Origin of the sequence: Streptomyces pristinaespiralis, from assembly GCF_001278075.1 — a bacterium.
Classification (GTDB): domain Bacteria; phylum Actinomycetota; class Actinomycetes; order Streptomycetales; family Streptomycetaceae; genus Streptomyces; species Streptomyces pristinaespiralis.
Genome location: NZ_CP011340.1, coordinates 1,238,764 through 1,264,991, shown reverse-complemented (window position 1 = coordinate 1,264,991; position 26,228 = coordinate 1,238,764). Strand labels below are relative to the sequence as shown.

At 71.0% G+C, this 26,228-nt stretch carries 23 protein-coding genes; 10 read left to right on the top strand and 13 right to left on the bottom strand.

What is annotated here, in order from left to right; genetic code table 11:
- Positions 1 to 76: 76 nt before the first annotated feature.
- The 3 genes from SPRI_RS05140 to SPRI_RS39170 are packed head-to-tail and all read right to left on the bottom strand — an operon-like array spanning position 77 to position 4,707.
- Positions 77 to 2,242 (bottom strand): OmpL47-type beta-barrel domain-containing protein, encoded by a 2,166-nt coding sequence (locus tag SPRI_RS05140; protein WP_078535466.1) that lies wholly within the window; start codon positions 2,240 to 2,242, stop codon positions 77 to 79.
- Positions 2,243 to 2,295: 53 nt separating this feature from the next.
- Positions 2,296 to 4,542: a ThuA domain-containing protein gene (locus SPRI_RS05135; RefSeq protein WP_238996274.1), complete on the bottom strand. Its 2,247-nt coding sequence runs from the start codon at positions 4,540 to 4,542 to the stop codon at positions 2,296 to 2,298.
- A gap of 6 nt (positions 4,543 to 4,548) precedes the next feature.
- Positions 4,549 to 4,707, bottom strand: coding sequence for a hypothetical protein (locus SPRI_RS39170; protein ID WP_238996198.1), 159 nt, complete (start codon positions 4,705 to 4,707; stop codon positions 4,549 to 4,551).
- 276 nt (positions 4,708 to 4,983) lie between these two features.
- On the opposite strand from SPRI_RS39170, the gene SPRI_RS05130 reads away from it, so the two are divergent.
- A complete protein-coding gene (locus SPRI_RS05130) occupies positions 4,984 to 5,976 on the top strand; it encodes a multicopper oxidase domain-containing protein (protein WP_037773190.1) in 993 nt (330 codons plus the stop codon).
- Here SPRI_RS05130 and SPRI_RS05125 read toward each other — a convergent pair.
- Positions 5,973 to 6,839, bottom strand: coding sequence for a hypothetical protein (locus SPRI_RS05125; RefSeq protein ID WP_005309084.1), 867 nt, complete (start codon positions 6,837 to 6,839; stop codon positions 5,973 to 5,975). The two genes, SPRI_RS05130 and SPRI_RS05125, sit on opposite strands and share 4 nt — an antisense overlap.
- A gap of 265 nt (positions 6,840 to 7,104) precedes the next feature.
- Between SPRI_RS05125 and SPRI_RS05120 the strand changes: the two genes are divergently transcribed.
- Together SPRI_RS05120 and SPRI_RS05115 are read left to right on the top strand one after the other, a co-directional pair.
- Positions 7,105 to 7,911, top strand: coding sequence for a VOC family protein (locus SPRI_RS05120; RefSeq protein ID WP_005309082.1), 807 nt, complete (start codon positions 7,105 to 7,107; stop codon positions 7,909 to 7,911).
- 70 nt (positions 7,912 to 7,981) lie between these two features.
- Positions 7,982 to 8,233: a WhiB family transcriptional regulator gene (locus SPRI_RS05115; protein WP_005309080.1), complete on the top strand. Its 252-nt coding sequence runs from the start codon at positions 7,982 to 7,984 to the stop codon at positions 8,231 to 8,233.
- 95 nt (positions 8,234 to 8,328) lie between these two features.
- Here the strand turns inward: SPRI_RS05115 and SPRI_RS05110 are convergent, their stop codons facing one another.
- From SPRI_RS05110 to ssgD, 5 genes are all read right to left on the bottom strand, one after another.
- Positions 8,329 to 9,240 carry a chitosanase gene (locus SPRI_RS05110; protein WP_005309078.1) on the bottom strand — a complete coding sequence of 304 codons (912 nt, stop codon included), beginning with the start codon at positions 9,238 to 9,240 and terminating at the stop codon, positions 8,329 to 8,331.
- A 143-nt stretch (positions 9,241 to 9,383) separates the two neighbouring features.
- On the bottom strand, positions 9,384 to 10,340 hold the full coding sequence (locus SPRI_RS05105) for an IS481-like element ISStpr1 family transposase (RefSeq protein ID WP_037773189.1): 957 nt from the start codon (positions 10,338 to 10,340) through the stop codon (positions 9,384 to 9,386).
- A gap of 101 nt (positions 10,341 to 10,441) precedes the next feature.
- Positions 10,442 to 11,416 (bottom strand): acyl-ACP desaturase, encoded by a 975-nt coding sequence (locus SPRI_RS05100; protein ID WP_005309074.1) that lies wholly within the window; start codon positions 11,414 to 11,416, stop codon positions 10,442 to 10,444.
- 360 nt (positions 11,417 to 11,776) lie between these two features.
- Positions 11,777 to 13,420 carry an ABC-F family ATP-binding cassette domain-containing protein gene (locus tag SPRI_RS05095; protein WP_005309072.1) on the bottom strand — a complete coding sequence of 548 codons (1,644 nt, stop codon included), beginning with the start codon at positions 13,418 to 13,420 and terminating at the stop codon, positions 11,777 to 11,779.
- A gap of 383 nt (positions 13,421 to 13,803) precedes the next feature.
- The gene (ssgD, locus tag SPRI_RS05090; RefSeq protein WP_005309070.1) at positions 13,804 to 14,220 is read right to left on the bottom strand and encodes a spore wall synthesis regulator SsgD; all 417 of its coding nucleotides are present in this window, start codon (positions 14,218 to 14,220) and stop codon (positions 13,804 to 13,806) included.
- Between the two features lie 211 nt (positions 14,221 to 14,431).
- Here ssgD and SPRI_RS05085 point away from each other — a divergent pair, with 211 nt between their 5' ends.
- Complete coding sequence (locus SPRI_RS05085) at positions 14,432 to 15,535, top strand: WD40/YVTN/BNR-like repeat-containing protein (RefSeq protein WP_182327874.1); 1,104 nt, start codon at positions 14,432 to 14,434, stop codon at positions 15,533 to 15,535.
- Positions 15,536 to 15,637: 102 nt separating this feature from the next.
- Here SPRI_RS05085 and SPRI_RS05080 read toward each other — a convergent pair whose 3' ends face one another.
- Positions 15,638 to 16,255 carry a helix-turn-helix domain-containing protein gene (locus SPRI_RS05080; RefSeq protein WP_005309064.1) on the bottom strand — a complete coding sequence of 206 codons (618 nt, stop codon included), beginning with the start codon at positions 16,253 to 16,255 and terminating at the stop codon, positions 15,638 to 15,640.
- Between SPRI_RS05080 and SPRI_RS39935 the strand changes: the two genes are divergently transcribed.
- Positions 16,155 to 16,601 (top strand): LysR substrate-binding domain-containing protein, encoded by a 447-nt coding sequence (locus SPRI_RS39935; protein ID WP_005309062.1) that lies wholly within the window; start codon positions 16,155 to 16,157, stop codon positions 16,599 to 16,601. The genes SPRI_RS05080 and SPRI_RS39935 overlap by 101 nt on opposite strands.
- On the opposite strand, the gene SPRI_RS05075 is transcribed toward SPRI_RS39935, so the two are convergent.
- Positions 16,543 to 16,842: a YciI family protein gene (locus SPRI_RS05075; protein WP_005309059.1), complete on the bottom strand. Its 300-nt coding sequence runs from the start codon at positions 16,840 to 16,842 to the stop codon at positions 16,543 to 16,545. The two genes, SPRI_RS39935 and SPRI_RS05075, sit on opposite strands and share 59 nt — an antisense overlap.
- A gap of 75 nt (positions 16,843 to 16,917) precedes the next feature.
- Between SPRI_RS05075 and SPRI_RS05070 the strand changes: the two genes are divergently transcribed.
- Positions 16,918 to 17,613, top strand: coding sequence for an endonuclease V (locus SPRI_RS05070; protein WP_005309057.1), 696 nt, complete (start codon positions 16,918 to 16,920; stop codon positions 17,611 to 17,613).
- 58 nt (positions 17,614 to 17,671) lie between these two features.
- On the opposite strand, the gene SPRI_RS05065 is transcribed toward SPRI_RS05070, so the two are convergent.
- Both SPRI_RS05065 and SPRI_RS05060 read right to left on the bottom strand, forming a co-directional pair.
- Entirely contained in the window at positions 17,672 to 18,157 is a 486-nt protein-coding gene (locus tag SPRI_RS05065) for a phospholipase (protein ID WP_037773186.1), read from the bottom strand.
- Positions 18,158 to 19,059: 902 nt separating this feature from the next.
- Positions 19,060 to 20,259 carry a saccharopine dehydrogenase family protein gene (locus SPRI_RS05060; protein ID WP_053556718.1) on the bottom strand — a complete coding sequence of 400 codons (1,200 nt, stop codon included), beginning with the start codon at positions 20,257 to 20,259 and terminating at the stop codon, positions 19,060 to 19,062.
- Positions 20,260 to 20,505: 246 nt separating this feature from the next.
- Here SPRI_RS05060 and SPRI_RS05055 point away from each other — a divergent pair, with 246 nt between their 5' ends.
- Genes SPRI_RS05055 through SPRI_RS05040 form a run of 4 tightly spaced genes read left to right on the top strand, consistent with a single transcriptional unit; the run spans position 20,506 to position 26,224 of the window.
- Positions 20,506 to 21,639 carry a CaiB/BaiF CoA transferase family protein gene (locus SPRI_RS05055; protein WP_050791416.1) on the top strand — a complete coding sequence of 378 codons (1,134 nt, stop codon included), beginning with the start codon at positions 20,506 to 20,508 and terminating at the stop codon, positions 21,637 to 21,639.
- Positions 21,636 to 22,778 carry an acyl-CoA dehydrogenase family protein gene (locus tag SPRI_RS05050; RefSeq protein WP_005309049.1) on the top strand — a complete coding sequence of 381 codons (1,143 nt, stop codon included), beginning with the start codon at positions 21,636 to 21,638 and terminating at the stop codon, positions 22,776 to 22,778. The genes SPRI_RS05055 and SPRI_RS05050 overlap by 4 nt, the downstream gene beginning before the upstream one ends.
- A gap of 20 nt (positions 22,779 to 22,798) precedes the next feature.
- The gene (locus tag SPRI_RS05045; RefSeq protein WP_005309047.1) at positions 22,799 to 24,013 is read left to right on the top strand and encodes an acetyl-CoA C-acetyltransferase; all 1,215 of its coding nucleotides are present in this window, start codon (positions 22,799 to 22,801) and stop codon (positions 24,011 to 24,013) included.
- A 36-nt stretch (positions 24,014 to 24,049) separates the two neighbouring features.
- A complete protein-coding gene (locus SPRI_RS05040) occupies positions 24,050 to 26,224 on the top strand; it encodes a 3-hydroxyacyl-CoA dehydrogenase NAD-binding domain-containing protein (RefSeq protein WP_005309045.1) in 2,175 nt (724 codons plus the stop codon).
- Positions 26,225 to 26,228 lie beyond the last annotated feature (4 nt).

Here is a 26,228-nt window from a genome sequence, read left to right as displayed (position 1 = left end):
AACAGCCGACTGCCCCACCGCCGTGGACGGTGGGGCAGTCGGGCCGGGCGGGCCGGAACGGCTCACCCGAGAGGGATCAGAACTCCTTGATCCTGATGTTGCGGTAGGAGATCACGTCCGTCGTGCCGTGGACCTGGAGGCCGACGTAGCCGGTCGCGTAGCGGCGGCCGTCCGTGCCCGGGTCGTCCGACCGCGGCGGCTGGAAGACCTGACCGCCGGTGTTGTCGAACTCGTTGATCAGCTTGCCGTTGCGGAAGACCGAGTAGTGCTGGCCCTCCACCCGGATCTCGTAGTCGTTCCAGGTGCCCTTCGGCGTCACGCCCGCGCCGCCGAGGCCGACGCGGTCGAAGCCGTAGACGGAACCGGTCTTGTACATGTCGCCGTCGGGACGGTCCAGGATCTGCACCTCATGGCCGTACTTGATGGCGACCCACTCCGGACGGGTCTCCTCCGGGTTGTCGTGGACGTACGGGAAGCGTACGAAGACACCGCCGTTGGCGTTGCCGGCGCCGGGGGCGTCGTCGCGCCACTGGAGCTTGAGCGAGAAGTCTCCGTACTGCCGCTGCGGGAACCACAGCATGCCCATGCCCGGCACCGTGGTGCTGCTGGTCATGGCCCCGTCCTCGGTCAGCGAGAACTTGCCGCCGCCGACGTGCTGCCACTTGGCGAAGGTCTCCTCGGTGCCGTCGAAGATGTCGCGGTATCCATTGGTCTGACCCGGCTTGCCGATGCCCGACTCCCTGGCCGCGCGGGTGATCTTCCGGTGCTCACGGCTGTCGATGACGCCTTCGTCGAGGAGCCGGTCGAGGACCTCGTCCACGTGCTTGAGGAACAGCGCGTGCGACGACCAGTCCTTCTCGTCCTCGATCAGCTCGTTGATGGTGCAGCGGCTGCCCGTCATACGGTTCGGGATGCCGGTGTCGACCGTGCCGACGATGACGGTCGCGCGCTCGTCGTACTCGGGGCACGTGGGCGCGGGGACGCCGCCGCCCTCCGCGACCGAGAACGCCAGGCTCTTCGCCTGCGAGGTGTTGCCCGCCTTGTCGGTGGCCCGGTACAGGACCGTGTGGTAGCCGACCCGGTCGACGACGACCGGAGCCGTGTAGGTGAGGTAGGGGCCGCCGTCGAGGGAGTACTCGACCTTGTCGACGCCGGAGCCGCCGGAGTCGACCGCGACGACCGTCACGGTGGCCCGGCCGATGTAGGCGCCGTCGGAGTTCTGGTCGCCGGAGATCCCCGCCGTGGTCTGCGGCGGCTCCTTGTCCTCGGCCGGCGGTTCGACGATCGTGAAGTCGACGGACTTCTCGGCCGCGGCGTTGCCCGCCTTGTCGGTGGCGCGGTACCTGACGGTGTGCGCACCCGACTCGTGGACCATCACCGGGGCGGTGTACGGCTGCCAGGCGCCGGCACCGAGCGCGTACTCGACGGTGTTCACGCCGGAGCCCGTGTCGGAGGCGGTCACGGTGACCGTGGCCATCCCCAGGTACCGGCCCTGGTCGTCCTTCTCCCCGCTCACCGTGGCCGAGGTCTCCGGTGCGGTGGTGTCGTCGGTGGGCGGCGGCGCGACGGTGAAGGCGACGGACTTCTCCGCCTCGACGTTGCCCGCCTTGTCGTAGGCCCGGTAGCGGAGGGTGTGGTCCCCGACCTGGTCGACGACGACGGGCGCCGTGTACGGCTGCCACGGGCCGTCGGCGCCGAGCGCGTACTCGATCTTGTCGACGCCCGCGCCCTCGTCGGTCGCCGCGAGGGTGACCGCGGCCTGGCCGATGTAGGCGCCGTCGGCGTTCTTGTCGCCGTCCACCTTCGCCGTCGTCACGGGAGCGGTGGTGTCCTCACCGCTGCCCGCGGTGACGGTCAGGATGCCCTGCATGGAGCCGTGGCCGGGGATGGTGCAGTGGTAGAAGTACCGGCCCTCGGTCAGGTTGACCTGGGCGGTGTGCTTGCCTCCCATGTCGTCGTTCGGGTTGGCCAGGATGTTCAGCTGGACGTCGTTGTTGAACTCGACGTCGGAGACCGAGAACGTCAGGGTGTGCGGCATCCCGGTGGTGTTCCCGGTGGCCGTGCTGTTCTCGAAGACGATCGTCGCGGGACCGGCCACCGCGGTGGTCGGGAACGACAGGTAGCGGTCGATGGGGTCACCCGCGGTCCAGGTCAGGACCTGTTCCGCGGCGGCCTGCGGGGCGTTCGTGCGGCTGTCGTCGCTCTTGCCGTACGCGGCGGCGGACATCAGCCCGACCACCATCGCCACGGCGGCCAGCAAGGCCGTCCACACGCTCGCGGTTCTGTGTCTCAGGGTCACTGCTCCGCCTTCCTCGCCAGCTGGTCCGCGGCCGGGGTCGCCCCGCCGCCCTTGTACGTCACGCGCCACAGCGCGGAGTTGGAGTCGGAGGTGAAGAAGCCGCGCCCGTAGTCCAGGACGTACAGCGACCCGTCGGGCGCGAACTTCCAGTCCATGAGGTTGCGGATACCGCCGGTGCCGGTCGGGATGATCTTCTTGAGCGACTCGGCGTGCACCGGAAGGCCGCCCTTGCCGACCGTCCTCGGATCGGTCAGCACCGCGTGCCGCGGCTGGTCGCCGTCGTAGAAGTCGCCGACGAACCACTTGCCGTCCCAGTACGCGGGCCACTTGACCGCCGAGTCGCCGGCCGCGTCGAAGCGGTAGACGGGGCCGTTCATGGTGGCCTGGCCGCCTCCCTTGAGCCACGGCAGCAGCAGCTTCTGCTCCTCCTGCTTGTAGCTGGGGATGCCGTTCGCGTCACGCGGGTAGTCCACGCCGCCGCCCTGCGGCGAGTACCAGATGGTGTTCGGCGTGACGGGCGGCAGGTTCACCAGACCGTCGTTGTTCGGCGACTCGTTCTTCGGCGCGTCGCAGTCGTACCAGCCGAGCGGCTGGGCCGGGTCGGGCAGATTGCGGTCGCGGTAGGGCTGGTTGTTGCCCATGCAGTACGGCCAGCCGTGGTTGCCGGCCTCGGTGATGGCGGCGAAGGTGTCGTACTTGGCCGGACCCCAGGTCGTCGAGGGGGCGCCTGCGTCCGGGCCGACCCAGCCGGCGTAGAGGATGTCCGTCTGCTTGTCGACGAAGATGCGTGCCGGGTTGCGCACGCCCATCACATAGATCTCGCCGCGGGTCTTGCCGCCGCCCTCGGCCGTCTCCTCGCCCGTGAACAGATTGCCCTCGGGGAGGGTGTACGTCCCGTCGTCCTCGGGGTGGATCCGCAGGATCTTGCCGTTGAGGTTGTTGGTGTTGCCCGCGGTGCGGCGCGCGTCGGCGAAGGACACGCCCTTGAAGTTCGGCTGCGGGTTGTTGCCCGAGTAACCACCGCTGAACCCGGACGAGTTGTTGTCGCCGGTGGCGATGTAGAGGTTGCCCTTGGAGTCCCAGGCCATGCCGCCGCCCGCGTGGCAGCAGCTGTGGATCTGCACCGGCCAGTCGAGCAGCACCTTCTCGCTCGCCAGGTCCAGCCGGTTGGTGGCCAGGTCGAGCGTGAAGCGGGACACCCGGCGCTCGGCCATGTGGGTCTCGCGGTCGATCTCCGAGTGGGGTGTGTAGTGCAGGTACACCCAGCCGTTGGTCATGAAGTCCGGGTCCAGCTCGATGCCGAGCAGCCCCTCCTCGTTCTTGACCAGTTCGTCGCCGCCGCCCTTGTTGCCGAAGACCGTCAGCGCGCCGGCCTTGGAGACCTTCTTGGTCTTCGGGTCGTAGACGTGGATCTCGCCCTGGCCCTTGCCGATGTCGGGGTTGTTCCAGTCGGTGACGACCGGCCGGGAGGAGTCGGCGCCGCCGCGCCCGATGTACAGCACGCGGCCGTCGGGGGCGACGACCAGCCCGTGCGGTTCGCCGATCTGGTCGTTCTGGCCTGGCTGGTTGGCCTGGGTGACCCGCTCGGCCGTGTAGTTGGCGTCGATCGTCGCCTTGCAGTCGGCCTGGGAGATACGGGTCGTCCAGGCGAGCGCGCCGCGCAGATGGTCGCGGAAGTCGGTCTCCGCGAAGCTGTCGGCCGTGCCGCCCATGCCGGTGTAGAAGGAGCGGCCGCCGTCGTAGTCACGGCACCAGGAGATCGGATGGTCCCAGCCGTTGCCCTTGGCGGCCGGCGTGTAGGAGTTCTCCTTCACCCGGGCCACCGTGTGCACCTTGCCCGACGGGTTCTCCGCCCAGTTGAACCACTTGTCGGGCCGCTTCCACTGCAGGGGCAGCGACTTGGTGGCCGGATGCACGCGGTCGCCCACCTCGACGACGGCGCGCTGGGTGCTGCTGGGGGCGCCCGTGGGCCGGGCGCCGATCAGACCGGTGAACCAGTCGGAGTACGGCTCGGTGCGCGCGGCTTCGTGGATGCCGACGAATCCGCCGCCCGCCTCCAGATAGGCCTCGAGGCCCGCCTCCTGCTCGGGGTCGAGCACGTCGCCGCCGCCGGTCAGGAACACGACCGCGTTGTACCGGCCGAGCTGTTTGGCGTTGGTGAACACCGCGGGATCGTCGGTGGCCACCGTCCTGAACCGGCTCGCGGCGGGGCCGGTGAGTCCGATCGTCTCGATCGCGGCGATGCCGGCCTAGACGGCCGGCGACTCCGCGGTGGCGGAGCCGTGGAAGACGAGCACCCTCACGTTCGCGCCACCCGGCGGCGAGGGCAGGGACAACGTTGTCGCCGGTGGCTTCGGATACGGCTCGGCGCTGGCGATACTGCCGCTGCCGAGCAGCGACGCGGTCATGGCGCCGACGCCGAGTGCCGCTGCCAGGAGGCGCTTTCGGGATCTCGTTCTTCCGGACCTGTGATGTGGTGCGCGCTGCATGGGTCACCCACCCCTCTGTGGTCACAACAACAGCCGTTGAAGCTAGACCTCTTTTTGCGGTTCGCCAATAGGTATGACTGCAATACGACGAACTTTGTCCTGACCGTGGATAAACGAGGATCACCCGGCTACCGTGTGGCCGTCCCCGGGGTCACGACGCCCCGTCAATCTCTGCCGACGACTGGAGAGTTCGACATGGACAGACGGAGCTTCAACCGGCGTCTCCTCGCGGGCGGCGCGGCCGCGGCGGCGACAGGCGTGACATCGTTGTCGATCACTTCCGCCTCCAACGCGGCGCCGGCCCCGGCGAAGGGCGCGCCCCGCACCGCGCAGGCCGGCGGTCAGGTGCGCCACCTCAAGATGTACGCCGAGAAACGGGCCGACGGATCGATGGGCTACGGCCTCGAGAAGGGCAAGGCCACCGTCCCCGGGCCGCTGATCGAACTCGTCGAGGGCGACACGCTGCACATCGAGTTCGAGAACCTGATGGACGTGCCGGTCAGCCTGCATCCGCACGGCGTCGACTACGACATCTCCAACGACGGCACGAAGATGAGCCGCAGCCATGTCGAGCCGGGCGCCACCCGCACCTACACCTGGCGCACCCACGCACCCGGCCGCCGCGCGGACGGCACCTGGCGGCCGGGCAGCGCGGGTTACTGGCACTACCACGACCATGTCGTCGGCACGGATCACGGCACCGGCGGCATCCGCAAGGGCCTCTACGGTCCGATGGTGGTGCGCAGGAAGGACGACATCCTTCCCGACAAGCAGTTCACCATCGTCTTCAACGACATGACGATCAACAACCGGCCCGCGGCCGACCCGCCCAACTTCCTTGCCACGGTGGGGGACCGGGTCGAGATCATCATGATCACGCACGGCGAGTACTACCACACGTTCCATATGCACGGTCACCGCTGGGCGGACAACCGGACCGGCCTGCTGTCGGGTCCCGAGGACGTCAGCCGGGTGATCGACAACAAGATCACCGGCCCGGCGGACTCCTTCGGCTTCCAGGTGATCGCGGGCGAACACGTGGGCCCGGGCGCGTGGATGTACCACTGCCACGTCCAGAGCCACTCGGACATGGGCATGGCCGGGCTGTTCCTCGTCGCCAAGGAGGACGGCACGATCCCCGGGTACGAGCCGCACCATCCCACGTCCGAGGAGGGCCACGACCACTAGGCCGGCGCGCTCAGGTCCCACACCTCCCACGCGGTGCACGGCGCGGCCTGCACATAGATGCGCGGGCCGCGGCACACCACCCGGCGGCGGCCGATCGGAGATCCGTCGGGCCGGACGAGTGAGGTGATTGTCCAGGACTCGGCGGCGGTGCCGGTGAGGGTGCACAGGACGAGCCGGTCGGCGTCGTCCCCGTACCCGCCGAAGAGGGCGGCACCGCCGCCGTGCACCGCCACGGCATACGCCCCCGCGACACCGGTGCTCCGCACCCGCACCGGATCCCGGTCGCGGATCCGCAGCAGCGGCCAGTCGGTGTACAGGTACGCCCAGGCCGTGTCCCCGTCCACATTGAGGGCGTAGCAGTCCGCGACGAGCCCGATGTCCGACGCCGGTGCGAGCGCCCACAGCGCCTCACCGGTGGACGACCAGCGGCGCACTCCGGGTGCGCTCAGCGGGTCGTGGCCGAAGATGCCGCTGTCGCTGTGGCCGACCCACAGGTGCCCCGACTCGTCGGTGAGGAGGTGCGAGATCGCGTGGCCGACCGCGAAGGCCCAGGACGGCCTGCCCAGCGCGTCGAACACCTGGACGTGGTCGTCGCTGCCGCGGCGCAGCGCGTCCGCGACCACGAAGCCGCCGTCCGGCAGCGCGTCGAGCCGCGGACTACGGGCCGTCACGGCGCTCAGACGGGTCTCCTGGACCTGACCGTCATCGACGGTGACGACGGTGGCGTCATAGGGGCGGTCGTCCCGGCGGCGGCCAGACAGCCAGTGCGCGCGCCCGAAGGCGTCCACGGTGCTGTCAAGGATCTCGCCTCGCGCGTGGGCGCGCGGCAACCGGGCATAGGGGACGAGGGACATGGCGTCCATGGGGTACTCCTGGGCGGGGACGTGTGCGGACTCGGGCGGCGGTGCACACGGTCCGGCGGCGCGCGGGCCGGGGCCGGCGGCTTCAAGGGCCTAGGCGCCATGGGCCTTTCTGGTCGTCATGGACACGGATCCTGCCGGAGGACGTCTCGCCGCCGCAACGCACTTGTGCGGCGCGCGGTGATTTCGCCGGGCGCGCCGTGGAGGTTTCGGGCGGGATCGGTAGCAGACTCGGGGACCGACGGCGGCCGTACCCGAAGGAGGACCCGTGCTCAGCGCTCCCTACGTCACCGGTTCGCCGAACTGGATCGACCTCGGCACGCCCGACGTCGAGGCCGCCAAGGTGTTCTACGGCGGGCTGTTCGGCTGGACGTTCGCGTCGGCGGGACCGGACGCGGGCGGCTACGGCGTGTTCCAGCTCGACGGGCGGACGGTCGCGGCCGTGACGAGCGTGCCGCCGGAGCAGGGACCGGCGAGCTGGAACGTCTACTTCCAGACCCCCGACGCCGACGCCGTGGTGAAGGCCGTGGAGCAGCGCGGCGGAAGCGTCGTGGTCCGGCCGGTGGACGTCCTCGGCCAAGGGCGGATGACGGTCGCCCTCGACCCGGCGGGCGCGGCCTTCGCCGGCTGGGAACCGGGCCGGAACAAGGGACTCGACCGGGTCAGCGAGCTGGGCGCCCTGTCCTGGCTCGAGCTGTTCACGCCGGACCCCGGCTCCGCCCTGGAGCACTACGGCGACGTCTTCGGCTGGCAGGCCACCGCGATGCCCATGCCGGACGGCAGCGGTACCTACACCATGGTCCGCCCCGGCGGCGCGGCGCAGGACGCCACGTTCGCCGGCGTCCTGCCGCTGAACGCCGATCCGCTCGAGGCCCCGGGCGGACCCTACTGGCTGCCGTATTTCGCCGTCGAGGACTGTGACGCCTCGGTGGCCAGGGCGCAGGAGCTCGGCGCGGAGATCCGGCTGGCACCCGTCGACGTGGAGGGCGTCGGACAGTACGCCAAACTGGCGGATCCGGCAGGCGCGCGCTTCGCCGTCGTCAGGAATTTCATGCCGCAGGACCGGCCTGCCTGACCCACCCGTAAGGGCCGACGTTGACCGTTCGTTGACACGATGTTTATCGGCACCGGGCAGCGTGTCCCGCATGCCGATCAACACCACGATCACCACCGAGCACGAACTCTCCTGGCAGGAGAGCGCATTGTGCGCCCAGGCCGGTCCCGAGTTCTTCTTCCCGGCCCCCGGCTCCTCCACCCGTGAGGCCAAGCAGCTCTGCGGAGCGTGCGAGGGCCGGGTGGCCTGCCTGGAGTACGCGCTGACTCACGACGAGAGGTTCGGCGTCTGGGGCGGCCTCTCCGAGAAGGAGCGCCACCGCCTCAAGCGCACGGCCCGCTGACCCGGCCCGCCCGCCGCTCCACCGACGGTGCGGCAGGCTTACGGGACGCAGCGCGGCGCCGGGCGCCCTGGCGGGTCACAGGGCCGCGCGGCGGCTCAGGAGCCGATGCGGAACGTCTCTCCGTACACCCGCCAGGTGAGCGGCGTGTCCAGGTCCATGTTCCCCTCGCGCAGGAACACCCGCTGAGCGGTGTCGATCCGCGAGGAGTCCCTGGTCTGCTCCGTCTTCTGGCGGCCGATCACGGTCCGGCCGGCGTCGAGGAAGGCATTCAGGTACGCCTTCTCGTCGCCGCCCTCCGCGGCGGTGTCGGCGCTCTTCATCGCCGCCTCGCGGATGCCGTAGAAGCCGTCCTGGCCGAGCCCCGGTCCGTGGAGCACCATCGCGTCGTAGTAGATGAACTGGCCGAGCGTGGACAGGCCGTCCATCTTGGCCAGCCGCACGGCCGGGTCGAAGTAGATCCGGTCGCGCATCACGTCCTGGGCCCGGCGGAACTCCGGATCCTCCGCGGCCTTCGCCCACGCCGCCTCGAAGGGCGCGCCCAGTCCCTCGTGCGAGTCGCTTCCGTCGACCTCGCGGAGCGCTGGGAGGTACCGGGCGAGCGGGTTGTCCGGGTGCTCCCGCGTGAAGTACTCGACGAGCTGGAGCATGTCGTTCGTGCCGGAGCAGAAGCCGATGATCCCGGCCGTGTAGCCGTTGCCGTCGCCGATGTCCTCGATGGCGCCGTACTGGCTCTTCCAGTCGAGCGTCGAGTTCTCCGCGCTCGCCACCAGTCTGGCGGCGATCTCCTTCTTCGCGGGGTCCGCGAGGCCCGCGGGCAGCGCGTCGATGCGGTCGTCCCGCTCGCGCTGCTGTGCCGGGCTTCCGGCCTTGAGCGGGTCGGGGGCGAAGGCGGTCGGGCTGACGCGCAGGCTCGGGTCGTCCTTGGGGCGTTGCGACTCGCCGCCCCCGCCGAAGTAGACGGAGACGGCAACGGCTATCGGGGCGCCGAAGAGGACGACGCGCGTCAGGGGTTTCACGCGGGACAGCGTACGGTGCCGTCCGGCGCCCCCCCAGTCCCGGGTTCGGCCCGGCCGTACGTCGCGGCCGGGCCCTGTCCGCCGTCGTCGCGGGCCACCGCCCCTGGCCTCGGCCACCGGCGCCGCGGGACGCGCTAGCTGTATTGACCCGCAGCGTTGTTCACGCGGCTGATGGGTGGCTTGCCTCCGAGTGCGGTGTGGCAGCGGTGGTGGTTGTAGGTGTGCAGGAAGTTTGCCAGGGCGTCGGTGCGTTCGGTGTTGCTGGTGTAGGGGCGCAGGTAGGCCCATTCGTCGAGCAGGGTGCGGTTGAAGCGTTCGACCTTGCCGTTGGTCTGCGGCCGGTAGGCGCGGGTGAGCTTGCCGGCCGCACCGAGGTCTGTGAGCGCCTGGCGCCAGGCGAAGCTCTTGCGGTACGGCCAGGCGTTGTCGGTCAGGACGCGTTCGATGCGGTCGATGCCCACGGTGGTGAAGAAGGCTGCGGCCCGGCGGAGGAAGTCTGCGCAGGTGGCGGCCTTCTCGTCGCTGTGGATCTCGCTGTAGGCGAGCCGGCTGTGGTCGTCGACGGCGGAGTGGACGTAGTCGAAGCCCATCTGGCTGCGCCTGGCGCGGCCGGCCTGGCGGCCCAGGACCTTGTGGCCGCCGCCGTCGGGTATCCGGCCGAGTTTTTTGACGTCGACGTGGATGAGTTCGCCGGGGTGGGCGCGTTCGTAGCGGCGGATGACCTGACCGGTGGGCCGGTCCATGAACGCGAGCCGGTTGAGGCCGTGACGAACCAGGACGCGGTGCACGGTCGAGGCGGGCAAGCCCAGGATCGGCCCCAGACGGGCCGGTCCCAGCTTGCGTGCCTGCCGCAATCGGCACACCCGGGCCTCCACCGCTGCCGCCGTGCGGTGGGGAGTCGTCAGCGGCCGACTGGAGCGGTCGCGCAGCCCTGACTCGCCCTCGGATCGCCAACGGCGGATCCACTTGTGGGCCGTGGCTCGCGAGATGCCCATCTCGGCCGCGACATGAGCGACCGGACGGCCTGCACTGACGCGTTCGACGAGCAGCCGCCTGCCGTGAATGGTCAGCCGGGCATTACGGTGGGACACGAAGACCTCCGTGCGGTGCAGTCCTAGACAGCTCCACCACACCGGAGGTCTTCGCCATGATCAAGCCCGGCCAGTGTCAACAACGCTCGTGATCAATACAGCTAGCCGGCGGCGCGCGCCGCCATCCGGGCCTTACGGGCGGCGAGCTTCTCGTCGAACTTGAGCGCCTCCGTGTCCAGCCCGTTCATGTACAGGCCGAGCTCCTCCTGCGCCTTGAGGCCCTCGGGGCCCAGGCCGTCGATCTCCAGGACCTTGAGGAAGCGCAGCACCGGCTGGAGCACATCGTCGTGGTGGATGCGCATGTTGTAGATCTCGCCGATGGCCATCTGCGCCGCGGCCCGCTCGAAACCGGGCATGCCGTGCCCCGGCATCCGGAAGTTCACGACCACGTCGCGCACGGCCTGCATGGTCAGGTCGGGGGCGAGCTCGAAGGCCGCGCCCAGCAGGTTGCGGTAGAAGACCATGTGGAGGTTCTCGTCGGTGGCGATGCGCGCCAGCATCCGGTCGCAGACCGGGTCACCCGACTGGTGGCCGGTGTTGCGGTGCGACACGCGCGTCGCGAGCTCCTGGAAGGCGACGTACGCCACGGAGTGCAGCATCGAGTGGCGGTTGTCGGACTCGAAGCCCTCCGCCATGTGGGCCATCCGGAACTGCTCGAGCTTGTCCGGGTCCACGGCGCGCGAGGTGAGCAGGTAGTCCCGCATCACAATCCCGTGCCGGCCCTCCTCCGCGGTCCAGCGGTGCACCCAGGTGCCCCAGGCGCCGTCGCGGCCGAAGAGCGTCGCGATCTCGTGGTGGTAGCTGGGGAGGTTGTCCTCGGTGAGGAGGTTGACCACCAGCGCGATTTTGCCGATGTCCGTGACCTTGGACTGGGCGGGGTCCCAGGCCTCTCCGTCCTCGAAGAAGCCGGGGAAGTTGCGGCCGTCGGAGAAGGGGACGTACTCGTGCGGCATCCAGTCCTTGGCGACCTTCAGATGGCGGTTGAGCTCCTTCTCCACGACCTCTTCCAGCGCGTACAGAAGTCGCGCGTCGGTCCACGCTTCCGAACTGCCGAGGTGGGGAGAGGTGATCGTCACGGGGGCTCCTGGGGGACGGGAGAGTTACCTACGTACTCGTAGGTTACGAAACCGTAGGTTAAGCACGTCATAAGCCCCCGTCCAAGCCCGGATCCGCGATGCCCGATTACGTACCGTTATAAGGGCAGCTCCGGCGGTGCGGGGAGAGCCGTTTCACGGTCTCCTTCCGCTGCCGGAGCTGCCGGATTTTTCGCTGTCCGCCGGACGCGTCGCGGCAGGCGCACGGCGGGTCGTCGCGCCGTGCGCCTGCCCACGCGGCCCTCGCCGTACGGTGCGGCGCGGGGCGGCGGGTCGGGCCGGTCTCCCGGTGCCCCGCCGCCGCGCCGCACCTCACCCCGACAGGGCAGCCACGGCCGCACCTCATCCCATCGGGAACGCCCCCTCCCGCAGTTCCTCCGCCGAGACGTCCCGCAGTTCGCCGTCGAGCAGCAGCCGCCGCGTGACGCCGATCGAGTCGAGGAACGACGCGTCGTGACTGGCCACGATCAGGGCTCCCTGGTACGACTCCAGGGCCGCCGTCAGGCTGCGCACGCTCGCCATGTCGAGGTTGTTCGTGGGCTCGTCCAGCATGAGCAACTGCGGTGCCGGTTCGGCGAGCAGCAGCGCCGCGAGTGCCGCACGGAACCGCTCGCCGCCCGACAGCGTCCCGGCCGGCTGGTCGGCCAGGGCGCCCCGGAACAGGAAGCGCGCCAGTCGCGCCCTGATCTGGTTGTTCGTGGCGCCGGGTGCGAACCGGGCCACGTTCTCGACGACGCTCAGCCCGTCGTCGAGGAGGTCGAGGCGCTGCGGGAGGAAGCGGAGCGGGACATCGGGCACCGCCTCGCCCGCCACCGGCTCGAGTTCGCCGGCGATCGTGCGCAGCAGGGTCGTCTTGCCCGCGCCGTTGCGCCCCACGAGCGCGATCCGTTCGGGTCCGCGTACCTCGAACTCTCCCTTCACCTCTGCCCCGTACTGCAGCCGCAGGTCCTTGAGCCGCAGCACCCCGCGGCCGGGGTGGACCTGGGTGCTGGGCAGCTCGATACGGATCTCGTCGTCGTCGCGCACCGCCTCCACGGCCTCGTCGAGGCGTTCCTTCGCCTCGGCGAGTTTCTCCGTGTGCATGATGCGGTGCTTGCCGGCCGACTCCTGGGCCGTGCGCTTGCGTGAGCGCATCACGATCCGCGGCTCGCGCTTGGTGTCGTACATCTTCTGGCCGTACCGCTTGCGGCGGGCCAGCTTGATGTGGGCGTCGGCCAGTTCGCGCTTCTGGCGCTGCACGTCGGCCTCCGCGACACGCACCATCCTCTCCGCCGCCTCCTGTTCGACGGCGAGGGCCTCCTCGTAGGCGGAGTAGTTGCCGCCGTACCAGGCGACCTCCCCGTCCCGCAGATCGGCGATCTGGTCGACCAGTTCCAGCAGTTGACGGTCGTGGCTGACCACCACCAGCACGCCGGACCACCGCGTCACCGCGTCGTAGAGGCGCCGGCGGGCGTACAGGTCGAGGTTGTTGGTCGGTTCGTCGAGCAGCAGCACGTCGGGACGTGCCAGCAGCAGCGCCGCCAGCCGCAGCAGGACCGCCTCGCCGCCGGAGACCTCGCCGATGGTGCGGTCGAGACCGATGTGGCCGAGACCCAGCTGGTCCAGGGTGGCGTGCGCGCGCTCCTCGACGTCCCAGTCGTCGCCGACCGCGGTGAAGTGCTCCTCGCTCGGGTCGCCCGCCTCGATGGCGTGCAGCGCGGCGCGGGTCCGTGCGATGCCGAGGACCTCGTCCACCCGCATGCCGGTGGCGAGCACCACGTTCTGCGGCAGGTAGCCGATCTCTCCCATGGTGCGGACCGAGCCCTCCGACGGTACGAGCTCGCCGGCGAGCAGCCGCAACAGGGTTGATTTCCCCGAGCCGTTGAGGCCGATCAGCCCGGTGCGGCCCGGCCCGACCGCGAGGTGGAAGTCCTCGAACACGACGGTGCCGTCCGGCCAGGTGAAGCCGAGTGCGGAGCAGGTCAGATAGGTGGGGGAAGTAGACACGTGGCCTCCCGGTTGCTGGGTACGGACTGCGAGCAACGGTGGAGACACCTGTGCGAAGCGACGGATGCCGGAAAGGGTCCGGGAAGGTCCCCGGGGTGCCGGGAGGGAAGAAAGGTCCCGGTCGGGGGAGCGGACGGCATGAATCGTCGAGGTCGCACGCGAAGCGCACAGGTACGAGCCTGTGCTGCACGGTGTCTCAAGACCTCAGACGAGCAACGTCCTACTCCGATCGACGACAACAGAACCGTCATACACTGTATAGGTGGCCCCGGGTCGTGTCAACGCTTTTCGTCCGCTCCGGCGGGAGCGGCGCGTCGGCGTGAGCCGCGGCGAGGGAGCGAGGCCAGGGGGCGACGGGCGGAGGCGGGGGAGCGGCGGCGGCGTCAGGCGGCGTCGCGCAACAACTCCGTCAGATCCTGGTCGAGCCCCAGATACAGGTGCTCGAGACCGACCGGGACCACCTCCTGCACCCGCTCGAGGAAGCGCCGCAGCTCCCCGGTGCGGATGTGCACCATGGCCATGCCCTCCGGAGCGTGGAACTCCAGCACCGTCCGGTCGTAGCCGTACGGCCGCAGCCGTACGTCACCGAGGCCGGCGGGTTCATGGACCCCCTCCGCCAGCAACTCCCGCGAGAACGCCCACGACACGTCGGAGCCCTCCAGGGTGGCCGGGCCGGGGAAGTCGATACGGACGGCGAACGGGTCACGGCGGTCGTAGTGCAGCGTCGCGGGAACGGACTCCATCTGGGGTGCGGACGCGACGAGTCGGGCCTGGACGGTCTGTTCGATGACGGTGGACAAGCCCCGCTCCTTCGTGTGCGGCTCGCTGGGTCCTGGTGGCGCAGGTCTCCCTGATATCTCAGAAGACGTCGGAAGGACCGATTCCGTGCACCGGGGAAGAGAGTGACATGTGTCACCGCCCGCCGTCCGCCGCACGCTCGGATCACCGCCCACCGGAGACGGCGCCACGCACCCTGGACGCGTCCCGGTGCGTGGGCTAGCTTCCAGCGCCATGAGGTCCATGGGGAAGACGAGACGAATGCTGTCCGTGGGGCTGTGCGCCGTCGCGATGGCGGCCGCGACGGCGGCACCGGCGAAGGCGGAAGGAGCGGCCCCGGCGGTGGACCGGCCCGGGGCGGCCGGGACCCCCGGCTGGAGCCTGAAGGACACCGGGACCGACGTGCGGCTGCGGGGGCTGGCACCCGTCAGCCGGAAGACCGCGTGGGTGGCAGGCTCCAAGGGCACCGTGCTGCGCACCACCGACGGCGGCCGGAGCTGGCTGGACGTCTCACCGCCCGGGGCCGAGGCGCTCGAGTTCCGTGACGTCGAGGCGTTCGACGCCCGGCGCGCGGTGGTCCTCGCCATCGGCGAGGGCGAGGCATCCCGGGTGCTGCGCACCGAGGACGGCGGGGCGAGCTGGACCGAGTCGTTCCGCAACACCGACGCCAGGGCGTTCTACGACTGCATCACCTTCTTCGACAGCCGGAACGGCCTGGCCATGAGCGACCCCGTGGACGGCAAGTACCGCATCCTGTCCACCGGAGACGGCGGGCGGTCCTGGGAGGTCCTCCCCGACGCCGGGATGCCGCCCGCCCTGCCGGGCGAGGCGGGCTTCGCCGCGAGCGGCCAGTGTCTCGTCAGCTCAGGCCCCAAGGACGTCTGGCTGGCCACCGGGGGCGGCGCCACGGCGCGGGTGCTGCACTCCGCGGACCGCGGGCTGAACTGGACCGTCGCGGAGTCGACGATCCCTGCGGGCGACCCGGCCCGTGGCGTCTTCGCGCTCGCGTTCCGCGACCGCACGCACGGACTGGCGGTCGGCGGCGACTACCGCGCCGACCAGGCCTCGCCCCGGGCGGCGGCCGTCACGGGCGACGGCGGCCGCAGCTGGCGGCAGGCGCAGACCCCGCCGCCCGCGTACCGCTCCGGTGTGGCCTGGCTCCCGCACAGCAGGTCCGCCGCCCTCGCGGTCGGACCCACCGGGACGGACCTGACGACGGACGGCGGCCGGACCTGGCGCACGGTCGACACCGGCTCGTTCGACACCGTCGACTGCACCGCCGACCTCGGCTGCTGGGCGGCCGGGGAGAAGGGCCGGGTCGCGCGACTGGAGTTCTGAGAAGGGCTCCGCCGGTCTCGACCGCTGCGGCGCGGGCCGGTGTCCGGTCGGTGGGTGACGACCTTCCGGGCTCCGTGCTCCTGCCGGACTCCCGACGTCCGGTCATGGCGTCAGCGAGGTGGTCAACGCGCTGACCAGCTCGGCGAATTCGGCACGTTGCCGGTCGGTCAGTGTGGCGTAGAGCGGCGCCTGCAGCTCGTCGGTGAGCTGCTCGGCGCGCTGCCGCCGGGGGATCAGTGTCGCGGCGACGGGATGGGGCCCTTGCCGGCCGTAGCGGGTCGCCTGCTCGACGCCGAGGTTGATGACCATCGCCGCTCGGGCGGTCGGCCCGCACAGGGGCACCGCCGCCAGATGGCAGGCGCCGCGGTGTTCCCGCAGGACGTGTACGCGCTGCATGGCCGCACCGACCGGGTCGTCGCCGGGGCCTGGTTGCGCCCGCCGGCCGGCGAACAGAGGCAGTGCGTCGGCGGCGTCGATCAGTTGCTGTGCCAGGCGGTTGAAGTGCTCCACGTCGACGTCGGAGTGGATGTTGGCGCGCCCCCACGTCCGGACGGCCCGCGCATAACAGGCCGCGGCTTTCTCCGCCGGCATCACGGGCCGTCCGGCCAGCCAGCCCTCGGTGAACAGTGGAGGGCCGAGGAACCCTTGTACCGCCTGGACCACCGACGCCGGTGCCTCACCGAGCACCCCGAACCGTCCGCGCCACCAGGTCGGCTTCACACCCGCGGCGCGCTACATCACCGCCGACATCGCCGCCCGGCTCACCCTCGCCCGGGCCGGCCTCGCCACCGCGCTCGTCCCCCGAACGGCCATCGACCCGGCCGCACCAGGAATCCGCGCGGTGCCCATCGAGGACCACCCCATCCTGCGTCTCCTGTTCGCCGCGACGCGTCACACCGAAGCCGCGGACCCGACGACCCCGGCCGTCATCGCGGCGCTGCGCACAGCCGCGCGGCAAGGCGGCACCACGTACCTCCCGCGGGCCCAACCGGGCCCTGAACGGGTCGTCAGGAAGACGGCTGCTGCCGGTAGGGAGCCAGCTCCGGCGCTGTCTTCGTCGCGATGAACTCGGTGATCCGGTACGTGCACACAGCGCCGACGACGAAGGGGTCGGTCGCCGCGATCTTCTCGATGCCGGCGCGATCGTCCCCGACCGCGAGGATGATCCCGCCGTCGCGCGGCTTCTTCCTGCCCGACGCGATGAAGACGCCCTCCTCGTACAGGCCGTCCAGCCATGCCACATGGGCTTCCATCAGCGGTTCGACGCGCTCGACCGGCGCGGTGTAGGTCAGTTCCATCACAAACATGATCGCCACGCTACCGGGCGCCGCCTGCTCCTGGGCGGCGGTCGCTCAGGGGCAGGCCATAAAGTGGGCCGCATCATGAAGATCGTCGAAGCGCCCTCCGGCTGGCCGGTGAACGAAGAAGAGGCCCTGGCCGTCCAGGACGAACTGCGCGCCCGAGTCGTCCTGGACGAGCCGGGCCCGCCGGTCGGCACCGGGCTGGTGACCGGCGTCGACGTGGCGTACGACGACGACCGCGACGTCGTCGCCGCGGCGGCGGTCGTGCTGGACGCGGAGACGCTGACCGTAGTGGAAGAGGCCACGGCGATCGGCCGGATCACCTTCCCCTACGTGCCCGGGCTGCTCGCCTTCCGCGAGATCCCGACGGTGCTGGCCGCGCTCGAATCGCTCACGGCCGGGCCGGGCCTGGTCCTCTGCGACGGCTACGGCCTCGCGCACCCACGGCGGTTCGGGCTGGCGAGCCATCTCGGGGTGCTGACGGGGCTGCCGTCGATCGGGGTGGCGAAGAACCCGTTCGTCTTCACCTACGGCGAACTCGGGCCGGAGCGGGGCGATGTCGCGCCTCTTCTCGCCGACGACGGCGAGGAGGTCGGCAGGGCGCTGCGCACGCAGCAGGGCGTGAAGCCGGTCTTCGTCTCGGCGGGGCACCGCGTGACGCTGGACTCGGCATGCGCCCACACGCTGCGGCTGGCACCGGAGTTCCGGGTGCCACAGACGACACGGCGCGCGGACGCCCTGTGCCGGAGGGCGCTTGCGGAGGCGACAGGCGTGTGATGGCGCAGTACAGGGGTCGTGAGGCCCCGTCACCTCCGTAACGGGGCCTCACCCCTTGTCAGGCGGCCTTGCCGCCGTCGACCGCGGCCGAGTACCCGAAGGCGGACACGGCCTGGTAGTACGTCCACGCCGTCGAGTTGCACGCCGTGCGGGTGGCGCCGGAGTACCGGTTGCACACCCGCTTCAGGTCCTCGTAGAACGCCGAGTCCAGTCTGGACTTGTTCGCGTCGAAGGTACCGACGGCCTTGTAGTTCCGATAACCGAAGTCATGGCGTGCGCATGACATTTTGAAAGGGAAGCCGAACGGGTTGTCCGGCGACGTCGAGCAGTAGTCCGTGGACCAGTTGAAGCCGTAGGCGCTCCAGGCGCCCTGGTTGGCCCGGGCGGCGGCCCAGGCGTTGTAGCTGGTGGCGCTGGTCTGTGTCCAGGAACTGAGCACCTGGAGCTTGTCGGCGGGGGCGGCGGCGGCCGACCCGGCGGGGATCAGGGCGGCGGGCAAAGCCAGAGCGGCCGCCACGAGCGGCAGGGCGAAACGGCGACGCATGCAGAAACCTCCACGCAGGGACGGGGGTTGGTGCGCGCCACGTGGCCTGTCCACGGGCAGGACCAGAGTCCTGCTATACGCGCGTCCTGCACAGCCTTTGCGCCACATGCAACGGATGAAATCTTCATGACCGGCGACCATGAACCCGCCGCTGCGTGGACAAGAGCGAGCACACCGGTACAGGACGGCGAATGCCGACCGGCGGCCTGGGACGGCCCCGGCCCCAGGGCGCTCCGCACCCGGGGGCCCGGCCGGGCCCGATGTGAGGCCGGGCCGCAGCCCAGCGCGAGGGGCGGCCCAGAGGGCCGGGCCGACGCACGGTCAAGGGAGGGGCGGGCCAAGGCACCGGTGCGAGGCGAGGCCGGGGCCGCGCGGCTCCCGGCCGAGTCCGATGCGAGGCCGCACACGAGGTCAAGACCAGGGCGGGTCCCAGTACAAACCGGTGCGGAGGCGGGTCGCCCCAGGGCCAAGGTCGTCGTACCCGGCGCAGGGCTGGGAAGGGGCCGGCCGGGCCGACGCGCCGACGCGCCGTCAAGGGTGAGGCGGGCCAAGGCACCGGTGCGACGCCAGGCCCGGACCAACGCGGGTGCGAGGCCAGGCTCGGGTCCGGTCCAGGCGGCGACCCGCGCAGGGAGACCCGGCCTCCCCGCCCAGGGCGGCCCCGGCCCTGAGTGCCCAACCTCCTCCCCGGCCTCCCGGGCCCCGAGCGCCCTACCTCTCCGGGCCCGGGCCCGGGCCCGGGACCCGGCCTCCCGGGCCCCGAGTGCCCAACCTTTCCGAGCCCGGGCCCGGCCGGGGACCGGGCCTCCCCGGCCTCCCCGGCCTCCGCGGTCCGCGCGGGCCCGGGCCCCGGGCCGGGATGTGTCGCGTGCCCGCGCGGACCGCGGTGGCGGCAGGGCCGCTCAGCGGGTGTGGGCCACCCGGAAGTGGAGGCCTGCCTTCTGGAGTCGTGTCAGCAGCGCGTCGCCCATCGCCACCGCCGGCGTCACCTGGCCGGAGGTCCTCGGCAGCGTGTCCTCCGCCAGGCACATCGCCGCCTCCGCCAGTATCTTCGCCGTCTCGTCGTAGCCCGGGTCGCCGCCCTTCACCTCGGTGAAGACCCGGCGGCCGCCGCCCTCGCCGACGAAGCGGACCGAGAACCAGCTCTCGGACCGGCGCTTCGCGCCGGGGCCGTCGCCCGGCGCGTAACGGCTCGTCAGCCACCGCCGGGCCGCCGGGATCTGTGCGAGGGCGAAGCCCGCGCCGACGGCCGCCGGCCCGCCCAGTGCCATCGGAAGGGTCTTGACCGCCGCGTAGTGGCGGTAGCGGAAGTCGGGGCCGTAGCGTTCCAGCGCGCGCGCCGAGCGGGCCACGATCTGCGGGTCGATCGTCGGCAGGGGCAGCGCCCACGCCCCGGTCTCCCGGCTGAAGCGCGGCCCGCCGAGGGGGGCCTGTGCCCGGCGGCCGACCAACCTCGGTTCGTGCAGGCGCCGTTCGCGTGCGGCGCGCAGCGTCTGGCGGCCGCGGCCCATCGCGTTGAGCGCGGAGGCCAGCGTGCCGCCGGAGAACATCGCGTTGGAGCGGACGAAGCCGTCGACGGTGAGCGGCACCCCTTCGGGGAGCTGCTGCACGGTGAAGTACACGCCGAGGTCGTGCGGGACCGAGTCGAAGCCGCACGCGTGGAGGAGACGTGCGCCGGTCTCCCGGGCCCGCGCGTCGTGCCGCACGTACATCAGGTCGACGAACTCGGGCTCCCCGGTGAGGTCGACGTAGTCCGTCCCGGCGTCGGCGCACGCGGCGACCAGGCCCTCGCCGTACCAGACGTACGGGCCGACCGTCGTGGCGACGACCCTGGCGGACCCGGCGAGCTCCCGCAGCGAGCCGGCGTCGGCGGCGTCGGCCTCGATCAGCGTCAGGGCCGCGCACGAGGGGTTGATGACGGCCAGTTGTTCCCTGAGGTGCTCGAGCTTGTCGCGGCTGCGTCCCGCGACCGCCCAGCGGCAGCCTTCGGGCGCGTGCAGGGCGAGATACTCGGCGGTGAGCCGTCCGACGAATCCGGTCGCCCCGAAGAGCACGATGTCGTACGGCCGCTGTGCGCGGTCCGTCCCGTTCTGGCTGTTCACTGGCTCCTCCGCCGTCAGGCTGTCCCGGCGGATCAGGGCGGCAGAGCCCGCCCCACGCCGTTGTCGGTGGCTGAGGCTAGCGCGCGGAGCGGCCGCGCAGAAGATCCGGTTTCCTTCAGTGATCCACCGGTGATCAAGCGGGCCGACACTCCTAAGCGCTTGCTCGGCCGAAACCCTTGTCAGAACTGGAACGCGTTCTTACCATCGTTGGTGTTACATCAGTTGTGTCACATAGCTGGGGGCTGGATGACAGCGTCAGGGAACGGCCCGCTGGCCGGGGTCCGAGTGGTGGAGCTGGCGGGCATCGGGCCCGGCCCCTTCGCCGCCATGCTCCTCGGCGACCTCGGGGCCGATGTCGTGCGCGTCGACCGTCCCGGCGGTGCCGGGCTCGCCATCGACCCGGCGTACGACCTCACCAACCGCAACAAGCGCTCGGTGCTGATCGACCTCAAGTCGGCCGACGGCCCCGCCCGGGTCCTCGACCTCGTCGAGCGCGCCGACGTCCTCATCGAGGGCTTCCGGCCCGGCGTCGCCGAGCGCCTCGGCGTGGGCCCCGACGAATGCCTCGCCCGCAACCCGCGCCTGGTCTACGGACGGATGACCGGCTGGGGCCAGCAGGGCCCGCTCGCCCAGCGCGCCGGCCACGACATCTCCTACATCGCCCTGACCGGCACACTCTCCATGATCGGCAGTTCCGGCGAGCCGCCCACCGTTCCCGCCAACCTCGTCGGCGACTACGCGGGCGGCTCCCTCTACCTGGTCATCGGCGTGCTCGCGGCCCTCCAGCACGCCCGCGCCGAAGGCGGCGGCGGACAGGTCGTCGACGCGGCCATCGTCGACGGCGCCACGCACCTCGCCACGATGATCCACGGGATGATGGCCGCCGGCGGCTGGCAGGACCGCCGCGGTGCCAACCTCCTCGACGGCGGCTGCCCCTTCTACGGCACCTACGAGACCGCCGACGGCGAGTACATGGCGGTGGGCGCGCTGGAGCAGCAGTTCTACGACCGGTTCGTCGAACTGCTCGGCATCAAGGACGACATCCCGGCCCGCAAGGACTTCGACCGCTGGGATGAGCTCCGCCAGGCGGTCGCCGACCGGTTCAGGTCCCGTACCCGCGCCGAGTGGACCGCCGTCTTCGAAGGCACCGACGCCTGCGTCGCGCCCGTGCTCTCGCTCCGCGAGGCCCCCGCCCATCCGCACCTCGCCGCCCGCGGGACGTTCGTCGACCACGGCGGCATCACGCAGCCCGCCCCCGCGCCCCGCTTCTCCGCCACACCCACAGCCGTGAGCCGGGGCCCCGCCCAGCCCGGCGCGGACACCGCGGACGTCGCCAGGGACTGGGACGTGCCCGCTATCCGGCCCCAGGAGGACCGTTGAAGCGCCAGATCTTCACCGACGAGCACGAGGCCTTCCGCCGGACCGTGCGCACCTTCCTCGCCAAGGAGGTGGAGCCGCACTACGAGCAGTGGGAGAAGGACGGGATCGTCAGCCGCGACGCGTGGCTGGCCGCGGGCCGGCAGGGGCTGCTGGGTCTCGCCGTGCCCGAGGAGTACGGCGGCGGCGGCAACGACGACTTCCGATACGCCGCGGTGCTCCACGAGGAGTTCACCCGCGCCGGCGCGCCCGGCCTGGCCATCGGCCTGCACAACGACATCATCGGCCCCTACCTCACCTCCCTCGCCACCGACGAGCAGAAGCGGCGCTGGCTGCCCGGCTTCTGCAGCGGCGAGATCATCACCGCGATCGCGATGACCGAGCCGGGCGCCGGCTCCGACCTCCAGGGCATCCGCACCACGGCGGAGGACCGCGGCGACCACTGGCTGCTGAACGGCTCCAAGACCTTCATCTCCAACGGCATCCTCGCCGACCTGGTGATCGTCGTCGCCAAAACCACTCCCGAGGGCGGCGCGCACGGCCTGTCGCTGCTGGTCGTCGAGCGGGGCGCGGAGGGCTTCGAGCGTGGCCGCAACCTCGACAAGATCGGCCAGAAGTCGCAGGACACCGCCGAACTGTTCTTCAACGACGTCCGTGTCCCGAAGGAGAACCTGCTCGGCGAGCTCAACGGCGCCTTCATCCATCTGATGACCAACCTCGCGCAGGAACGGATGGCGATCGCCGTCGCCGGCATCGCCGCGGCCGAGCATCTGCTGGAGATCACCACCGAGTACGTCAAGGAGCGTGAGGCCTTCGGCCGGCCGCTCGCGCGGCTCCAGCACATCCGCTTCGAGATCGCGGAGCTGGCGACCGAATGCGCGGTCACCCGTGCCTTCCTCGACCGCTGCATCACCGACCACACCAACGGCGAGCTGGACGCCGTCCACGCCTCGATGGCCAAGTGGTGGGCGACCGAACTCCAGAAGCGTGCCGCCGACCGCTGCCTCCAGCTCCACGGCGGGTACGGCTACATGAACGAGTACCGCGTCGCCAGGGCATTCACCGACGGACGCATCCAGACCATCTACGGCGGCACGACCGAGATCATGAAGGAGATCATCGGTCGTTCCCTGCTCGGCTAACCCTCTTGAAAGGCTGACCAGTGAGCACCGAAGCGTACGTGTACGACGCGATCCGCACCCCGCGCGGTCGCGGCAAGGCCAACGGGGCCCTGCACGGCACCAAGCCGATCGATCTCGTCGTCGGACTGATCCACGAGATCCAGGACCGGTTCCCGGACCTGGACCCCGCCGCCGTCGACGACATCGTGCTCGGCGTCGTCGGGCCGGTCGGCGACCAGGGGTCCGACATCGCCCGGATCGCGGCCATCGCCGCCGGGCTGCCCGACACCGTCGCCGGCGTACAGGAGAACCGCTTCTGTGCCTCGGGCCTCGAGGCCGTCAACATGGCCGCGATGAAGGTGCGTTCCGGCTGGGAGGACCTGGTCCTCGCCGGCGGCGTCGAGTCGATGTCGCGCGTACCGATGGCCTCCGACGGCGGCGCCTGGTTCGCCGACCCGATGACCAACTACGAGACCAACTTCGTCCCGCAGGGCATCGGCGCCGACCTGATCGCCACCCTCGGCGGCTGGTCGCGCCGCGACGTCGACGAGTACGCGGCGATGTCGCAGGAGCGGGCCGCCGCCGCGTGGAAGGACGGGCGCTTCGACCGTTCGGTCGTGCCCGTCCGCGACCGCAACGGCCTCGTCGTCCTCGACCACGACGAGCACATGCGCCCCGGCACCACGGCGGACTCCCTCGCGTCCCTCAAGCCGTCCTTCGCGGGCATCGGGGACCTCGGCGGCTTCGACGCCGTCGCCCTGCAGAAGTACCACTGGGTCGAGAAGATCGACCATGTGCACCACGCCGGAAACTCCTCAGGCATCGTCGACGGCGCCGCCCTCGTCGCCATCGGCAGCAAGGAGGTGGGCGAGCGTTACGGGCTCACCCCGCGCGCCCGGATCGTCTCCGCCGCCGTCTCCGGCTCCGAGCCGACGATCATGCTCACCGGTCCGGCGCCCGCGACCCGCAAGGCACTCGCCAAGGCCGGGCTGACCATCGACGACATCGACCTCGTCGAGATCAACGAGGCCTTCGCCGGCGTCGTCCTGCGCTTCGCCCAGGACATGGGCCTCTCCCTCGACAAGGTCAACGTCAACGGTGGCGCGATCGCCATGGGCCACCCGCTGGGCGCGACCGGGGCGATGATCCTCGGCACCCTCATCGACGAACTGGAACGCCAGGACAAGCGGTACGGCCTCGCCACCCTCTGCGTGGGCGGCGGCATGGGCATCGCCACCGTCGTCGAGCGTCTCTGACCCCCGTCCTCACCCGCCATACGGAGCAGCCAGACCATGAGCGAGTCCACCACCATCCGCTGGGAACAGGACGAGACCGGGATCGTCACGCTCGTCCTCGACGACCCGAACCAGTCCGCCAACACCATGAACCAGGCCTTCAAGGCCTCCATCGCCGCGATCGCCGACCGGGTGGAGGCCGAGCAGGAGACCATCCGCGGCATCATCTTCACCTCCGCGAAGAAGACCTTCTTCGCGGGCGGCGACCTCAAGGAAATGATCAAGGCCGGACCTCAGGACGCCCGGTTCGTCTTCGAGGCGGGCATGGGCATCAAGCGCGCCCTGCGCCGCATCGAGACCATCGGCAAGCCCGTCGTCGCGGCCATCAACGGCGCGGCGCTCGGCGGCGGTTACGAGATCGCCCTCGCCTGCCACCACCGCATCGCGCTCGACGCGCCGGGCTCCAAGATCGGCCTGCCCGAGGTCACCCTCGGGCTGCTGCCGGCCGGCGGCGGCGTCACCCGCACCGTACGGCTCATGGGCATCGCGGACGCGCTGCTCAAGGTGCTGCTCCAGGGCACCCAGTACACCCCTCGGCGCGCCCTGGAGAACGGCCTGGTCCACGAAGTGGCCGCCACCCCGGACGAGATGCTGGCCCAGGCCCGTGCCTTCATCGACGCGAACCCGTCCTCGCAGCAGCCCTGGGACGTCAAGGGCTACAAGATCCCCGGCGGCACCCCGTCCAACCCGAAGTTCGCCGCCAACCTGCCCGCGTTCCCCGCGAACCTGCGGAAGCAGACGGCGGGCGCCCCCTACCCGGCGCCGCGCAACATCCTCGCCGCCGCGGTCGAGGGCTCCCAGGTGGACTTCGAGACGGCGCAGGTCATCGAGGCCCGCTACTTCACCGAGCTGGTCACCGGCCGGATCGCCAAGAACATGATGCAGGCCTTCTTCTTCGACCTTCAGGCCGTCAACTCCGGTGCCAGCAGGCCGAAGGGCATCGAGCCGCGGCCCGTCCGCAAGGTGGCCGTCCTCGGCGCCGGCATGATGGGCGCCGGCATCGCGTACTCCTGCGCACGGGCCGGCATGGAGGTCGTCCTCAAGGACGTCACCGCCGAGGCCGCCGCCAAGGGCAAGGGCTACTCGGAGAAGCTGTGCGCCAAGGCCGTGTCACGCGGCCGCACCACCCAGGAGAAGGCCGACGCGCTGCTCGCCCGGATCACCCCGACCGCCGACGCCGCTGACCTCGCGGGCTGCGACGCGGTGATCGAGGCGGTCTTCGAGGACACCGCGCTCAAGCACAAGGTCTTCCAGGAGATCCAGGACGTCGTCGAGGCGGACGCGCTGCTCTGCTCCAACACCTCCACCCTGCCGATCACCGTGCTCGCCGAGGGCGTCTCGCGGCCCGACGACTTCATCGGCCTGCACTTCTTCTCGCCCGTGGACAAGATGCCGCTGGTGGAGATCATCAAGGGCGAGCGCACCGGTGACGCGGCGCTGGCCCGCGCCTTCGACCTGGTCCGGCAGATCAACAAGACGCCGATCGTCGTGGGCGACTCCCGCGGCTTCTTCACCTCCCGGGTCATCGGCCAGTTCATCAACGAGGGCGTGGCGATGGTCGGCGAGGGCGTCGACCCGGTCTCCGTCGAGCAGGCGGCCGCGCAGGCCGGCTACCCGGCGAAGGTGCTCTCCCTGATGGACGAGCTGACCCTGACCCTGCCGCGCAAGATCCGCAACGAGACGAAGCGCGCCGTCGAGGAGGCGGGCGGCACCTGGGCCGGCCACCCGTCCGACACCGTGATCGACCGGATGGTCGACGAGTTCGGCCGGACCGGCCGCAGCGGCGGCGCGGGCTTCTACGACTACGACGAGGACGGCAGGCGCGCCGGTCTGTGGCCGGGGCTGCGTGAGCACTTCACCAAGGCCGGCACCGACGTGCCCTTCGACGACATGAAGGAGCGGATGCTCTTCTCGGAGGCCCTGGACACGGTCCGTTGCCTCGAGGAGAACGTCCTGCTCACGGTCGCCGACGCCAACATCGGCTCCATCATGGGCATCGGCTTCCCGGCCTGGACGGGCGGCGCCCTGCAGTACATCAACGGCTACGAGGGTGGCCTGCCCGGCTTCGTGGCCCGCGCCCGTGAGCTGGCCGAGCGCTACGGCGACCGGTTCCTGCCGCCGGCGATGCTGGTCGAGAAGGCCGAGCGGGGCGAGGTCTTCACCGACGCGTGAGTGT

Coding starts and splice junctions, on each gene's coding strand:
- SPRI_RS05140 (WP_078535466.1), bottom strand. CDS start 2,242: ATGGTGGTCGGGCTGATGTCCGCCGCCGCGTACGGCAAGAGCGACGAC.
- SPRI_RS39170 (WP_238996198.1), bottom strand. CDS start 4,707: ATGACCGCGTCGCTGCTCGGCAGCGGCAGTATCGCCAGCGCCGAGCCG.
- SPRI_RS05130 (WP_037773190.1), top strand. CDS start 4,984: ATGGACAGACGGAGCTTCAACCGGCGTCTCCTCGCGGGCGGCGCGGCC.
- SPRI_RS05125 (WP_005309084.1), bottom strand. CDS start 6,839: ATGGACGCCATGTCCCTCGTCCCCTATGCCCGGTTGCCGCGCGCCCAC.
- SPRI_RS05115 (WP_005309080.1), top strand. CDS start 7,982: ATGCCGATCAACACCACGATCACCACCGAGCACGAACTCTCCTGGCAG.
- SPRI_RS05085 (WP_182327874.1), top strand. CDS start 14,432: ATGAGGTCCATGGGGAAGACGAGACGAATGCTGTCCGTGGGGCTGTGC.
- SPRI_RS05075 (WP_005309059.1), bottom strand. CDS start 16,842: ATGTTTGTGATGGAACTGACCTACACCGCGCCGGTCGAGCGCGTCGAA.
- SPRI_RS05070 (WP_005309057.1), top strand. CDS start 16,918: ATGAAGATCGTCGAAGCGCCCTCCGGCTGGCCGGTGAACGAAGAAGAG.
- SPRI_RS05065 (WP_037773186.1), bottom strand. CDS start 18,157: ATGCGTCGCCGTTTCGCCCTGCCGCTCGTGGCGGCCGCTCTGGCTTTG.
- SPRI_RS05055 (WP_050791416.1), top strand. CDS start 20,506: ATGACAGCGTCAGGGAACGGCCCGCTGGCCGGGGTCCGAGTGGTGGAG.
- SPRI_RS05040 (WP_005309045.1), top strand. CDS start 24,050: ATGAGCGAGTCCACCACCATCCGCTGGGAACAGGACGAGACCGGGATC.